Annotated in this window: 14 protein-coding genes; 6 read left to right on the forward strand and 8 right to left on the reverse strand. The window is 64.7% G+C overall.

All coding sequences use genetic code 11. The features are described 5' to 3' along the window. Positions 1 to 25: 25 nt before the first annotated feature. Positions 26 to 1,771 carry an aa3-type cytochrome oxidase subunit I gene (gene ctaD, locus G6N54_RS09340; protein WP_163789794.1) on the reverse strand — a complete coding sequence of 582 codons (1,746 nt, stop codon included), beginning with the start codon at positions 1,769 to 1,771 and terminating at the stop codon, positions 26 to 28. A 229-nt stretch (positions 1,772 to 2,000) separates the two neighbouring features. On the opposite strand from ctaD, the gene G6N54_RS09345 reads away from it, so the two are divergent. Then, positions 2,001 to 3,065, forward strand: coding sequence for an iron-siderophore ABC transporter substrate-binding protein (locus G6N54_RS09345; protein ID WP_163789795.1), 1,065 nt, complete (start codon positions 2,001 to 2,003; stop codon positions 3,063 to 3,065). Positions 3,066 to 3,180: 115 nt separating this feature from the next. Beyond that, entirely contained in the window at positions 3,181 to 4,221 is a 1,041-nt protein-coding gene (locus G6N54_RS09350) for an NAD(P)-dependent alcohol dehydrogenase (RefSeq protein ID WP_163789796.1), read from the forward strand. On the opposite strand, the gene G6N54_RS09355 is transcribed toward G6N54_RS09350, so the two are convergent. The 4 genes from G6N54_RS09355 to G6N54_RS09370 all read right to left on the reverse strand — a co-directional run bounded on the left by G6N54_RS09355 (position 4,210) and on the right by G6N54_RS09370 (position 7,263). Then, entirely contained in the window at positions 4,210 to 4,635 is a 426-nt protein-coding gene (locus G6N54_RS09355; protein ID WP_232073527.1) for a DUF3349 domain-containing protein, read from the reverse strand. The two genes, G6N54_RS09350 and G6N54_RS09355, sit on opposite strands and share 12 nt — an antisense overlap. A gap of 207 nt (positions 4,636 to 4,842) precedes the next feature. Continuing rightward, positions 4,843 to 5,331, reverse strand: coding sequence for a hypothetical protein (locus tag G6N54_RS09360; protein WP_163789797.1), 489 nt, complete (start codon positions 5,329 to 5,331; stop codon positions 4,843 to 4,845). A gap of 145 nt (positions 5,332 to 5,476) precedes the next feature. Then, the gene (gene nrdF / locus G6N54_RS09365) at positions 5,477 to 6,451 is read right to left on the reverse strand and encodes a class 1b ribonucleoside-diphosphate reductase subunit beta (protein ID WP_179969189.1); all 975 of its coding nucleotides are present in this window, start codon (positions 6,449 to 6,451) and stop codon (positions 5,477 to 5,479) included. A 197-nt stretch (positions 6,452 to 6,648) separates the two neighbouring features. Continuing rightward, positions 6,649 to 7,263, reverse strand: a complete 615-nt coding sequence (locus G6N54_RS09370; protein ID WP_232073528.1) for a TetR/AcrR family transcriptional regulator — start codon at positions 7,261 to 7,263, stop codon at positions 6,649 to 6,651. An 85-nt stretch (positions 7,264 to 7,348) separates the two neighbouring features. On the opposite strand from G6N54_RS09370, the gene G6N54_RS09375 reads away from it, so the two are divergent. From G6N54_RS09375 to G6N54_RS09385, 3 genes are read left to right on the forward strand one after another with little or no spacing between them, the layout of a single operon-like run. After that, positions 7,349 to 8,929: a phytoene desaturase family protein gene (locus G6N54_RS09375; RefSeq protein WP_163789799.1), complete on the forward strand. Its 1,581-nt coding sequence runs from the start codon at positions 7,349 to 7,351 to the stop codon at positions 8,927 to 8,929. Positions 8,930 to 8,962: 33 nt separating this feature from the next. Next, positions 8,963 to 9,406, forward strand: a complete 444-nt coding sequence (locus tag G6N54_RS09380; protein WP_163789800.1) for an SRPBCC family protein — start codon at positions 8,963 to 8,965, stop codon at positions 9,404 to 9,406. Beyond that, a complete protein-coding gene (locus G6N54_RS09385) occupies positions 9,390 to 9,929 on the forward strand; it encodes a TetR/AcrR family transcriptional regulator (protein WP_163789801.1) in 540 nt (179 codons plus the stop codon). Before G6N54_RS09380 ends, G6N54_RS09385 begins: the two co-directional genes overlap by 17 nt. A gap of 1 nt (position 9,930) precedes the next feature. Here the strand turns inward: G6N54_RS09385 and G6N54_RS09390 are convergent, their stop codons facing one another. After that, positions 9,931 to 10,503 carry a TetR/AcrR family transcriptional regulator gene (locus G6N54_RS09390; protein WP_163789802.1) on the reverse strand — a complete coding sequence of 191 codons (573 nt, stop codon included), beginning with the start codon at positions 10,501 to 10,503 and terminating at the stop codon, positions 9,931 to 9,933. A gap of 102 nt (positions 10,504 to 10,605) precedes the next feature. On the opposite strand from G6N54_RS09390, the gene G6N54_RS09395 reads away from it, so the two are divergent. Beyond that, positions 10,606 to 11,529 carry an SDR family NAD(P)-dependent oxidoreductase gene (locus tag G6N54_RS09395; protein ID WP_163789803.1) on the forward strand — a complete coding sequence of 308 codons (924 nt, stop codon included), beginning with the start codon at positions 10,606 to 10,608 and terminating at the stop codon, positions 11,527 to 11,529. An 18-nt stretch (positions 11,530 to 11,547) separates the two neighbouring features. On the opposite strand, the gene G6N54_RS09400 is transcribed toward G6N54_RS09395, so the two are convergent. Beyond that, the gene (locus G6N54_RS09400; protein ID WP_163789804.1) at positions 11,548 to 12,006 is read right to left on the reverse strand and encodes a universal stress protein; all 459 of its coding nucleotides are present in this window, start codon (positions 12,004 to 12,006) and stop codon (positions 11,548 to 11,550) included. A 45-nt stretch (positions 12,007 to 12,051) separates the two neighbouring features. Beyond that, positions 12,052 to 13,614: a flavin-containing monooxygenase gene (locus tag G6N54_RS09405; RefSeq protein WP_163789805.1), complete on the reverse strand. Its 1,563-nt coding sequence runs from the start codon at positions 13,612 to 13,614 to the stop codon at positions 12,052 to 12,054. Between the last annotated feature and the right edge of the window lie 120 nt (positions 13,615 to 13,734).

Here is a 13,734-nt window from a genome sequence, read left to right on the forward strand (position 1 = left end):
CCGCAATTGCCGCCGCGAACGGCCATTAGCTGCGGACGTCTACGTCGTCGAGCCGGGTGACGTCGTGGCCCTCTTTGCCATGTGCCCGACCGACGTGCGACTCCGCGCGCATGCGTTCGACCATGTGCGGGTAATGCAGCTCGAAAGCCGGCCGCTCCGAACGGATTCGGGGCAGCTCGGTGAAGTTGTGCCGCGGCGGCGGGCAACTGGTTGCCCACTCCAGCGAGTTGCCGTAACCCCACGGGTCGTCGACCGTGACGACTTCGCCGTAGCGCCAGCTCTTGAAGACGTTCCATACGAACGGGAACATCGAAGCGCCCAGGATGAATGCGCCCACCGTCGAAACGATGTTCAGGCCCTGGAAGCCGTCGGTGGCCAGATAGTCGGCGTAGCGGCGCGGCATGCCCTCGTCGCCCAGCCAGTGCTGCACCAGGAACGTGGTGTGGAAACCGATGAACGTCAACCAGAAGTGCAGCTTGCCCAGTCGTTCGTCGAGCAGCCGCCCGGTCATCTTCGGGAACCAGAAGTAGATTCCGGCGTAGGTGGCGAACACGATGGTGCCGAAAAGCACGTAGTGGAAGTGCGCGACGACGAAGTAGCTGTCGGTGACGTGGAAGTCCAGCGGCGGGCTGGCCAGCAGCACGCCGGTCAGACCACCCAGCAGGAAGGTGACCATGAAGCCGATGGAGAACAGCATCGGCGTCTCAAACGTCAACTGCCCCTTCCACATCGTGCCGACCCAGTTGAAGAACTTGATCCCGGTCGGCACCGCGATCAGGTACGTCATGAACGAAAAGAACGGCAGCAGAACGGCTCCGGTGGCGAACATGTGGTGTGCCCACACCGCGACCGACAGCGCGGCGATCGACAGCGTCGCGTAGACCAGCGTGGTGTAACCGAAGATCGGCTTGCGGGAGAAGACCGGGAAGATTTCCGAGACGATGCCGAAGAACGGCAGCGCGATGATGTACACCTCGGGGTGACCGAAGAACCAGAACAGGTGCTGCCACAACAGAACTCCGCCGTTGGCCGAGTCATAGATGTGGGCGCCCAGGTGACGGTCGGCGGCGAGGCCGAACAGCGCCGCGGTCAGCAGCGGGAAGGCGATCAGAATCAGGATCGAGGTCACCAGGATGTTCCAGGTGAAGATCGGCATCCGGAACATCGTCATGCCGGGGGCGCGCATGCAGACCACGGTGGTGATCATGTTGACCGCGCCCAGGATGGTGCCCAGACCCGCGACGGCCAAGCCCATGATCCACAGATCCCCGCCAGCGCCGGGCGAGTGGATCGCGTCGGTCAGCGGGGTGTAGGCGGTCCAGCCGAAGTCGGCGGCACCGCCCGGCGTGATGAAACCGGCCATCGCGATCGTCGCGCCGAACAGGAACAGCCAATACGAGAAGGCGTTCAGTCGTGGGAAAGCCACGTCGGGCGCGCCGATCTGTATCGGCAGCACGAGGTTGGCGAAGCCGAACACGATCGGGGTCGCATAGAACAGCAGCATGATCGTGCCGTGCATGGTGAACAGCTGGTTGAACTGTTCATTCGACAAGAATTGCAGACCCGGCGCGGCCAGCTCCGTGCGCATCAGCAGCGCCAGCAGACCGCCGATCAAGAAGAACGCGAAGCAGGTGACGACGTACATGATGCCGATCAGCTTGTGATCGGTGGTCGTGATCAGTTTGTAGATCAGGTTCCCTTTGGGACCGGTCCGGGCCGGGTACGGCCGTACGGCCTCGAGTTCTCCCAACGGGGGCGCTTCGGCTGTCAACAGCTCCTCCAAACATCCATCCCAGACAGGGGTTCTCCCAAATCTTAGCCCCCGATCACGCCGCCGGCAGGCCTGGTCCTACAAACTGTCGTAATTGGTTCCTGGCCGCGCCGGCAGACCGGTTCCCAGCTGGCCAGATGTTAGCGTCGAACGCGTGCAATCCGGCGGTAGACGACCCACCCCGAGGCCCTTCAAGGGACCCGTCAAGGACCGCCCGACGGCCCCGGTCATGGCAGGCGCGATCGCGGCAGCCGTGGTTTTGGCATGCAGCGGTTGCGGGTCCGATGCCAAAGGACCGACGTCCCGGTCGATGGTCACCGCCACCACGCAGATCGCGGGCGCCGGGGTGCTCGGCAACGACCGCAAGCCCGACGAGTCGTGCGCGCGGGACGCCGCCCCGGCCGATGCCGGACCGGCGACCCGGCAGGCCCACAACGCGGCGGGAGTCACTCCGGACTCGGTCCAGGTGCCCGCCGAGGCGCAGCGCATCGTCGTGCTCTCCGGCGATCAGCTCGACGCCCTGTGCGCGCTCGGCCTGCAATCGCGCGTGGTCGCCGCCGCGCTGCCGGACGACTCGTCGAGCCAGCCGTCCTATCTGGGCGATGCCGTCCACAACCTTCCCGGTGTCGGCAGCCGGAGCAACCCCGACGTGCGTGCGATCGCCGCGCTGCACCCGGACCTAATCCTGGGCTCGGTCGCGCTGACGCCGAGGACCTATCCGAAGCTGGCGGCGATCGCCCCGACGGTGTTCACCGCGGCCCCCGGCGCGGCGTGGGAGGACAACCTTCGCATCGTCGGCGGGGCGACCGGTCGCGGCGCCGCCGTCGACGGGTTGATCGGCGCTTTCACCCAGCGGGCCAACCAGATTGGCGCCTCCCACGACGCCGCCCACTTCCAGGCGTCGGTCGTCCAGCTGACCACCGACAAGCTGCGGATCTACGGCGCCAACAACTTCCCGGCCAGTGTGCTCAGCGCGGTCGGGGTGGACCGACCGGCTTCCCAGCGGTTCACCGACAAGCCCTACATCGAGATCGGCGCGACCGACGCCGACCTGGCGAAGGGCGTGGATTTCTCGGCGGCCGAGGCCGACGTCATCTACATGTCGTGTGCGAACCGCGCCGCCGCCGACCGGGCCGCGACGATTTTGGACAGCGCACCGTGGCGCAAGCTGTCGGCCAATCGCGACAACCGCGTGTACATCGTCAACGACGAGGTATGGCAGACCGGTGAGGGCCTGATCGCGGCCCGGGGCATCGTGGACGACCTCCGCCTGGTCAACGCGGCGATCAATTAGCGCCGATTCGGTAGGCATACATCGTCATAAGCTGGTGGCGACCGGCCCGATTGGCCCGAGACCTTTACCTTAGCTAAGCTTTTCTAGGACGCAACCGAATCGAAAAGGGATCGCCATGAGCATTGTTTCCGCGTATGCCGCTACTTCGGCAACGGATCCGCTGACCAAGACCACCATCACCCGCCGCGATCCTGGCCCGCACGACGTAGCGATCGACATCAAGTTCGCTGGCATCTGCCACTCCGACATTCACACCGCCAAATCCGAATGGGGCGTGCCGAACTACCCGGTCGTCGTGGGCCACGAGATCGCCGGCGTGGTGACCGCCGTCGGCACTGAGGTGACCAAGCACAAGGTCGGTGACCACGTCGGCGTCGGCTGCATGGTGAATTCCTGCCGCGAGTGCAGCAGCTGCAAGGCCGGGCTCGAGCAGTACTGCAAGCGGGGCGCGACCTTCACCTACAACTCCACCGACAAGGACGGCACCCCGACCTACGGCGGGTACAGCCAGGCCATCGTCGTCGACGAGGACTTCGTCCTGCGCATCCCGGACTCGCTGCCGCTGGACAAGGCGGCGCCACTGCTGTGCGCGGGCATCACGCTGTTCTCCCCGCTGCGCCATTGGAAGGCCGGGCAGGGCACCCGGCTGGCGATCATCGGCCTCGGCGGCCTCGGCCACATGGGGGTCAAGCTGGGCTCGGCGATGGGCGCCGAGGTGAGCGTGCTGTCGCAGTCGCTGAAGAAGATGGAAGACGGGCTGCGCCTAGGCGCCAGCAACTACTACGCGACCTCCGACCGCGACACCTTCAACAAGTTGCGCAGCAGCTTCGACCTGATCCTGAACACGGTCTCGGCGAACCTGAAGCTCGACGACTACGTGGGCCTGCTCGACGTCGACGGCACGCTCGTCGAATTGGGCATCCCCGAACACCCGATGGAGATCGGGGCATTCCCGCTGGCACTGGCCCGCCGCAGCCTGTCCGGGTCGAACATCGGCGGCATCGCGGAAACTCAGGAGATGCTCGACTTCTGCGCCGAGCACGATGTGACCCCTGAAATCGAGGTCATCGAAGCGGACTACGTCAACGAGGCCTACGAGCGGGTCCTCGCCAGCGACGTGCGCTACCGCTTCGTCATCGACATCTCAACCTTGTGAGACACCCTCGGCGACATCGTCGCGGCGGCATGCGATCTCTTCGGCCGCCGCGGCGTGCTCGTCGCCGGGCGCAACCGCACCGACACTGATCCCGGCCAGCGGCCAGCCCGCGGCGGCCAGCGTGGCGGCCACCCGCTGAATGTTCTCTATGCCCGGGTCGTGATTGGTGGTCTTGGTGATGAACTCGGCGATCTCGTCCTTGCTAACGACGCCGTCAGCTCCGGGCTGCGATTCCTTCGCGGCGATGTTGTGCGCAACTTCTTCGAGCTGCTCTGGGGTCAGCGGGGTGCTCCGCAGCAGAGCGAACAACGCCACCTGGTCCGGCCCCGGGACGCCTTGCGGGTAGCCAACGTCCAGCCAGCGGATCACTGACTTGAGGAATTTCGCGTGCTTGTGAGAGTGATGTTCCGACACCCCACCAGTCTCGGGGTAGGGACGGCGCCGTGGCGTACGACCATGGCGACAATTCACATGCCGTTCACGACCTCAACATCTGTTGCTAGACATCCGGCGCCGACCGTCGCCGGGCCATCCGGGCAAATCCTGTCTCTTTGCTGCTCCAGCGAACTACGATGAGCGGCCTCGGGGTCTGCGGCATTAGCTAAGAGACCGCCGCTCTTATCAGCTGTTCTCCTCGCGCAGCGCTTGCATCGCCAAGTTGTTGAGCAATTGCCGGCCGATATCGGTGCGCAATTGGGGCAGCATCGCCGAGACGACACCGGCGGCGGTGAGCGCGAGGCGGACCAAACCGTCCGGCGCGGTGGCCGCGTCGCCGAATACCTCGTACTCGGCGCCGAGGTCTGCCGCATGTTGTGCCATCGCGACCCGGGCCACCAGTCGGTTGTCGTGGTCGAGATCGAACTCATCCGCGGTGGACGCCGAGGTGAGCGTTTGACCGATCTCCGCGATTTCGTTTGGTTCGCACAGCTGAGCCACCAGCTGCCAAAAGATCGACACGGTGGCGCGGATCAACTGCGGCAGCCGGTCAGCGGGGAGGACCTCGTCGTCGATGATGACGCGCATGCCGGCTTCGTCGCCGCGCTCACCGTGCTGAATCAGCGCCAAGGCACGACGGAAGCCCGCTGCATCCACGCGCTCATCACTGCTCACCCTGTTCATCCTGCCCGAACCGGGCCAGCACATTGCGGCGGTAGCGCAGACGTCGCCGCCTGCATCGGCCCGCGAAACTTAAGCTGCTGCGGCCCTGCCGGCGAGTCGTCGCAATGCGTTAAGTGGCGCGACGTGGCGGCCGGCTTTAGAAGTCCCAGTCCTCGTCTTCGGTGACGACGGCCTTGCCGATCACGTACGACGAGCCGGAACCCGAGAAGAAGTCGTGGTTCTCGTCGGCGTTGGGCGACAGCGCCGACAGGATCGCCGGGTTCACGTCGGTCTCGTCGCGCGGGAACAGCGCCTCGTAACCCAGGTTCATCAGTGCCTTGTTTGCGTTGTAGCGCAAGAACTTCTTGACGTCCTCGGTCAGCCCGACTTCGTCGTAGAGGTCCTGGGTGTACTCCACCTCGTTGTCGTAGAGCTCGAAGAGCAGTTCGTAGGTGTAGTCCTTGAGTTCGGCGCGCTTGTCGTCGTCGACGAGCGCCAAACCGCGCTGGAACTTGTAGCCGATGTAGTAGCCGTGGACGGCCTCGTCGCGGATGATCAGCCGGATCATGTCGGCGGTGTTGGTCAGCTTGGCCCGGCTCGACCAGTACATGGGCAGGTAGAAGCCGGAGTAGAAGAGGAAGCTTTCCAGCAGCGTGGAGGCCACCTTGCGCTTGAGCGGCTCGTCGCCGCGGTAGTACTCCATCACGATCTCCGCCTTGCGCTGCAGGTTCGGGTTCTCCTCCGACCAGCGGAACGCGTCGTCGATCTCGGCCGTCGAGCACAGTGTGGAGAAGATCGAGCTGTAGCTCTTGGCGTGCACCGACTCCATGAACGCGATGTTGGTGTAGACGGCCTGCTCGTGCGGCGTCAGCGAATCGGGAATCAGGCTGACCGCGCCAACGGTGCCCTGGATGGTGTCCAGCAACGTCAACCCGGTGAAGACACGCATCGTGAGCTGTTTCTCGTTGGCGGTCAGCGTCCCCCACGACGGGATGTCATTGGACACCGGCACCTTCTCGGGCAGCCAGAAGTTTCCGGTCAACCGGTCCCAGACCTCGGCGTCCTTCTCGTCTTGCACTCGGTTCCAGTTGATCGCCGAAGCGCGGTCGATCAGCTTCATGTTTTCGGTCACCAGAACCCCACTTCACACGCTGTTTTTGGCTGAGGGACAGTCAGGCTCCAGACACTACCCCTGGGGTAGGACAACCCGTGGCAACACAAGAACTTGTGTTTTGCGTGTCGCGAGTTGGGCCCAGTCGGGGCACTCATGTCGCCTCCAAGATCAATTGTGCGCCTGCTCGGACTGATCCCAATGCGCAAAGTCGGGGGCTAGTCCAGTCCGGCCTCGCGCAAAGTGTGCGTGAGCCCGTCTTCCAGCGCGCGCAGCGCGATGTCGGTCAGGCGGCTCAGCTCGTCTTGGTTTAAGTCGGGGTCCTCCCCGCCCTTGCTCATCCAGGTTTCCAGCGAGGCAAACACCGCAGTAGCCAAACTCTGCGCGGCGATATCGGCGATCATCGCCCCGTCGGCGGTCGGCTGGGACCGTTCGTGGATGAAGCGGGCGATCTCGTCGGCGACCTGATCGCGCATCCGCCGGATGTGCGTGGTGATGATCTCCTGGTCGAGGTCGCGCGACCGGATGGTCGCGGCCTCGCGGACCATCGCGAAGTCAAAAGGGAAGGCGTCCACCGCTTTTCGCACCGACGCGGTGATGGGTTCCCCGTGTGGGCGCAGAGCCAGCGCGCGGGCGAACCATTCGAACCCGATGTCGTAGTCGGCGAAGATCACCGCGTGCTTGGACGGGAAGTGCCGATAGAACGTCCGCTCGGTCACCCCGACGTCGGCGGCGATGTCGGAAACGCTGGTTTGGTGCACGCCGTCGGCGACAAAGCGCTTCATTGCCGCCTGCAGGAGCGCCTGACGGGTGCGCTGACTACGAGATTCCACGCTGCCAGCATCCACTAAATGTCGCCATTGACGCAAATATGTCAGATATGACATTGTGCCTCTGTCGATTCACAGAGGAGTGAGCATGGCGGACTACGACGCGATCGTCATCGGAGCGGGTCACAACGGGTTGGTAGCCGCGAACGTGCTGGCCAAAGGCGGCGCCAAAGTGCTTGTCCTGGAACGGGCACACTTCCTCGGGGGCATGGCCGCGACCCGCGAACTCTTCGACGGCTACAAGCACAGCGTCGGCGCCTGGGCGGTGCTGATCTGGCGTCAGGAGATGACCGAACGCCTGGAACTCACCAAATGGGGCTTCGAGCTGATGGACCAGTGGACGTCGACGTGCACCTTCGGCGACCCCGAGGACACTCCGTTCGTGATGTATAACGACCTCGAACGGATGGGGCGCCATCTCCTCGAGGATCACGGCGCCGACGTCGCCACCGCGCTCGGCGGGCTGTTCGCCCACATCAGGCGCTTCGCACCGTATTTCGTCGACTCGGCGTTCGGCCCGCCGCTCGACATCATCGAGGTGATCTCCTCCCAGCCCACACCCGAGGACCGCCACGACTTCGCCCAGATGTGGTACGGCAGCACGATGGACACGGTCCGCCGCTTCCTGACGCCCGACCAAGGCCGCTGCATTCAGGGCTCGCTGGCCGCGATGTCCATCGACGCGTTCGACGGCGGTCCGTGGACGCCGGGCTCGAATGCGTCGACGCTGTATCACTACCTGATCGGCGGCGGCAACGTCGAATACATCATGCCGCGCGGCGGCATCGGCTCGCTGAGCACCGCATTGTGCCGGCGCGCCGAGTCGCTAGGCGCCGAAGTGCAGCTCAAGCAGCACGTCAAGGAGATCCTGGTCGAGGGCGGGCGTGCCACCGGTGTCCAACTACGCGACGGGACAACGATTTCCGCCGATGTCGTGCTGTCGTCGCTCGACCCCTACACCACGTTCGTGAATCTGGCCGGCGCGCAGAACTTTCCGCCCGACTACATCCGCAAGATCAAGGAGATCAACTTCAACCTGGGATACATCCAGGCTCATCTCACGATTGACCAAGCGCCGCAATGGATCGAACGCCTGCAGCCCTACCTGCAGGACAATGGCCAATGGTGCCCGACCGTCGCATACGCGCCGTCGCCGGAATACATCAGCGACGCCTGGGAGCAATACCGCAAGGGAGAGCTGCCCGATGCCACGCCGACCTATCTGTACATCCCCAGCATGGTCGACTCGTCGCTGGCGCCCGAAGGCAAGCACAGCGCCACGATTTTCACACCCTACTTCCCTACCGGGCTGGACGCCGACGAAAACCGAAGCTGGAAAGAGCAATACGCGGACACCTGCGTGAAGATCTTTGACACGTACGCGCCGGGCTTCGCCGACTCCGTCACCAACCGCGTCGTGTTCTCCAACCGCTACTTCGGCAGCACCTTCAGTGCGCACGCCGGCGACTACGCACACGGCCTACTGCAGCCCAACCAGCTGTGGACCGGCCGCGTCGTCGAGGGAGCCGACAAGTTCGCCACCCCGGTCGACGGGCTCTACCTCTGCGGGCAATGCACCCACCCCGGCCCCGGGGTGACCGGCATCCCCGGATGGAACGGCGCCGAGGCCGCGCTCAAACGCCTCAACGCGCGCGTGGGTCAGGCATAGTCAAGGCCTTTCGAAACATGTACCATCTGGTACATGTTTAACGAAGACAGCATCGCGATCGATGCGGCGCCGCAGTTGGTATGGGATGTCTTCACCGATGTCGAGCACTGGCCGGAGTGGACCGCCTCGGTGACATCCCTGGTCGGCCTCGACGGACCCGACCTCGCGGTCGGCCGCCGGTTCGCGATCAAGCAACCCGGCATGCAGAAGCTGGTCTGGCGGGTCACCGAGATCGACCCGGGCAGGTCCTGGACGTGGGTGCAACGGTCCCCCGGCGTGCTGGTGACCGCGCGCCACCACGTCACCGCCAGCGGCGGTCGCACCCTGGTGCGCCAGCAGCTCGACCAAAGCGGTCCGCTCGGCGCGCTGGTCGGACGGCTGATGGTCAAGAAGACCAAGCGATTTCTCGAACTGGAAGCCCAAGGACTCAAGGCCCGATCGGAGCAGCTCAGCCGAGCCAATGGTCCGCACCCCTGATCTTGCCCGCCGCCGGCAGCTGCTCGACGCATTGATCGACGAGTTCGCCGACGGCGGTATCGGCGATCGTTCGCTGCGCGAGGTAGCCGAGGCGGTCGGCACCAGTCATCGAATGTTACTGCACCACTTCGGTTCTCGAGAGGATCTACTGGTAGCAGTCGTCGAGGAGGTTGAGCACCGCCAGATGGGGCTGCTCTCCGAGTTGCCGACGGATCCGGCCGAAGGCTTCGCGGCGATGTGGGCCGATCTGCACCGGCCCGAGTTGCGCCGGCTGGAACGCCTCTTCTTCGAGTGCTACGCCCGCGCCGCACAGGGCGAAAAGCCTTTCGCCCGAATGATTCCCGCTGCGGTCAACGGCTGGCTGAGCGCGGTGGACGGCACCGCGCAGGGGACGGCGGACCCCGCGCTGGCGCGGCTCGGGCTGGCTGTCGCCCGGGGGCTGCTGCTGGATCTGGTGGCCACCGACGACGACGCCGGCGTGGACGCGGCCGCGAAGGCCTTCGTCAAACTGCTGCGCCGCTGAGCTACCTGGCTTTGGGCAACACCGAGATCAGCGTGTCGACGAGTTCTTCGGCGTTGGTATGCCACTTGTCCAAATCCATGTGGCCGCTCAAGTCCAAACCCGTGATGCCGTGGGCGCTGGTCAACAGCAGCGCTCCGTAGCGTCGCGCCTGCGCCGGCCCGGTAATGCGACCCACGACGTCGAGAAACAGATCCTGCGCGCGTTCGGCCACCTGCATCGCCTCGGTCGGGTCCCCGGCCGGCGGGGTGAACATCAGCCGGTACAGGTGCGGACGGGTGCGCCCGAGGGTGATCAGCGACAGCAGACCCGAGCGCAATGACTCCTCGGGTGAGTCGTCGCTATTGGCCAAAGCCTCTAGCAGGTCGCCCAATTCGCTCAACGCGTTGGTGGCCAGCACCGCGAGCAACGATTCTTTGTCGGCGAAGTGGCGATACGCCGCGGAGCGCGAGACGCCGGCCCGAGCGCCCACCTCGCGCAGCGTGACGGCTTCGACTCCGCCGAGGTCGAGCAAGACCCCCGCGGCCTCGAGCAACGAGCGGCGTGTCGCCGCGGCACTCTCGGCTCGTGTCGTCACCCGCCGAGCATAAGCCAGCGACCCAGTTGACAATGTCAACTCGAACGCCTAACTTCAGTTGACAACGTCAACTGAAGTTTCCCTCGCCGGATGGAGATCGTCATGAATTCCTCGCATCGCACCGACCGTCAGGAACTGATCGTCGTGACCGGCGCGTCCACCGGAATGGGCAAAGCAACGGCTAAAGAGCTGGCGCGCAGAGGTTTTCACGTGCTCGCCGGCGTACGCCGCGACGCCGACGCCGACGCGCTAGTGGCCGAGGGGCTTGAGGGACTTGAGCCGCTCATCCTCGACATCACGATGGAATCGGATGTGGCCGCGGTCGCCGACCGCATCGCTCGCGACCCGCTGCGTCGTCCCCTGCGGGCACTGATCAACAACGCCGGGATCGCGATCAACGCCCCGGTGGAAACCTTGCCGATCGCCCAGTGGCGCAAGCAGTTCGAGGTGAATCTGTTCGGCCACATCGCGATGACCCAGGCGCTCTTGCCGGCCCTGCTGCTGAGTTCAGGCACCGTCGTGAACATCAGCTCCGTCGGCGGCAAGGTGGTGTTGCCGACGTACGGCGCCTACGCCGGTTCGAAGTTCGCACTCGAGGCGGTCAGCGATGCCCTGCGCCGCGAAGTCGCCAAGCTCGGCATCAAGGTCGTCGTCGTCGAACCCGGTGCGGTCAAAACCGAGATGGTCGAACGGGGAATCGCCACCGCCGAGGGACTCAAGGCGAATATGACCGCTGCCCAACTCGCACGCTACGGCGACCTCACGGCGGCCGTTACGGCGCAAGCCCATTCGTTTACCGAGGTCGGAGTGTCGGCCGAGCACGCGGCGAACGTCATCGCCAAGGCGGCCACCGCATCTCGCCCGCGGACTCGCTACACGATCGGGCGTGACGCCGCGATCCTGGTGCGGATCAGTCGCGTCGTCTCCGACCGGGTGCTGGACCGGATCGTGCGCATGAACCTGCGGTCCTTTGCCAAGGACTCAAGCGAACAGCCCAGTGCCGCAACGGCTTCGGTCGATGTCTAGACGAGCTTCAACGATGCTTCAGTCGGAGGTGTGCACGATCAGGACGTCGGTCTTGGACTTGCGAGAGACTTCGGATGGCACCGATCCCAGCAGCCGCCCTGCGACGCTGGCCAGTCCGACGTTGCCGACGACCAGAAGGTCGGCCTTGGCCTCTTCGGCCAGGTTCACCAGCGCGGTGATCGGGGCACCGACGATCGACTTCTCCTCGACGTTCTGAGCCCCGGCTTTGCGAGCCCGGATCGCGGCTTCCCGCAGGATTGCGTAGAAGGGGGCCTCGCCCACCGTCCGGTAGTCCTGACCGTGGTCGCTCCCCGGCGGGATGGCGTAGCGGCCCTTCTCCTCGGGGACAGGGAGATGCGCCGTCGCAACGATCAACTTCGCGCCGTGATCGGCAGCGATCGCGCCCGCGCGGTCCACCGCACGCAACGAAGAGTCCGAACCATCTGTGCCAACCACAACGGTTTTATAAGCGCTCATAAGCCTCTCAGTGTCCCAGACGAAGTCGAATTGGTGAATAGGGATTCAATTCTGAATAGCCGCCGCGCGCTTGGCACGTGAGCCGCTACCAACTCCGAAGAACTGATATTCGTCGGGCTTGACCGAGCGGGTCGCCCGCCAGTACTGCCAGGTGTATCCGCCCCACAACACGGTGTTCTTGCCGTGCTCGTCGAGGTACCAGCTGCTGCAACCGCCGCTGTTCCACACCGAGCCCTTCAGCTGTTGCTGCAGCTCGTCGTTGAACTTGTCCTGCGCCGCACGGGTCGGCGCCAGCGCCTGTGCGCCGAATTTGTCGCACTTCTTGATCGCATCGGCGACATAGCGGATCTGGGACTCGATCATGAACACCACCGAGTTGTGCCCCAGCCCGGTGTTGGGCCCCAGCAGGAAGAACAGGTTGGGCATGTCGGAGACGGTGATCCCCCGGTGCGCGCCGATGCCCTCGCGGTTCCATCGGTCGACCAGGTCCTCGCCGTGGCGTCCCTTGATCTGGACGTAGGTATAGGAGTCGGTGACGTGAAAGCCGGTGCCGTACACGATCACATCGACCTTGTGCTCGGCGCCGTCGGCGGTCACGATCCCGTCGGGCGTGATCCGGGTGATGCCATCGGTGATCAGCTTGGTCTTCGGATCGGCGACCGCACGGTAGTACGTCGACGAGTTCAGGATTCGCTTGCAGCCGATGCGGTAGTTCGGGATCAGCTTGCGGCGCAGCTCGCGGTCCTTGACCGAGCGGCGGATGTTGTATTTGCAGTACGCCTCAATGAATTTGAGCGCGTTCGGCCGCTTGGTCATACCGAATGCCAGCGCCTCCTGACCCCAATAGATGGCCAGCCGCACCAACGCCCGCAGCCCGGGAACATTCTCCATGGCCCGGCGCAGCGCAACCGGCAGGTCCGGGTTCGACCTCGGGACCACCCACGGCGGGGTGCGCTGATAGAGCTGTAGTTCGCCGACCTGCCCGACGATCTCGGGCACGATCTGGATCGCGCTGGCGCCGGTTCCGATCATCGCGACCCGTTTACCGTTGAGGTCGACACTGTGATCCCACTGCGCGGAATGAAAAGCGGGACCACGGAACTCGTCGCGGCCCTCGATCTCGGGGATCGACGGGATGTGCAGCGCGCCGGCACCCGAGATCAGGAATTGAGCGATGTATTCGCGCCCATCGGTGGTGAACACATGCCAGCGGTGCTCGTCGTCGTCCCAGTGGCCGCGGTCGACGAGCGAATTGAACTCGATGTAGCGGCGCAGCCCGTATTTCTCGGTGACTGCCTTGAGGTAGTCCCAGATCTCGGGCTGATAGGAGAACGGATTCTTCCAGTCCGGCTTGGGTTCGAACGAGAACGAGTACAGGTGCGACGGGATGTCGCAGGCGCAGCCTGGGTAGCTGTTGTCGCGCCAGGTGCCGCCGACGTCGTCGGCTTTCTCCAGAATCACGAAGTCAACACCCTGCTGCTGCAGCTTGATGCCCATACCCAGACCGGAGAACCCGGTCCCGATGATCAGCGCGCGGGTATGCACCGGCGTCGGGGCCTCGCGCCCCGACACTGGACTTGCTTCGGCGTGTGTCAATGCATCGGTCACAGTAAATCGGTCCTTCTATGACGGCTGGGCCCGCTACCCGAGAAGTACCCAGCAAATACCCGGTACCCAAGGTATCGGATAAGGCAGAGTCTTGACGAAGGGCCCGGCGATGTCAACGGG

The sequence above is a fragment of the Mycobacterium stomatepiae genome (assembly GCF_010731715.1).
Classification (GTDB): domain Bacteria; phylum Actinomycetota; class Actinomycetes; order Mycobacteriales; family Mycobacteriaceae; genus Mycobacterium; species Mycobacterium stomatepiae.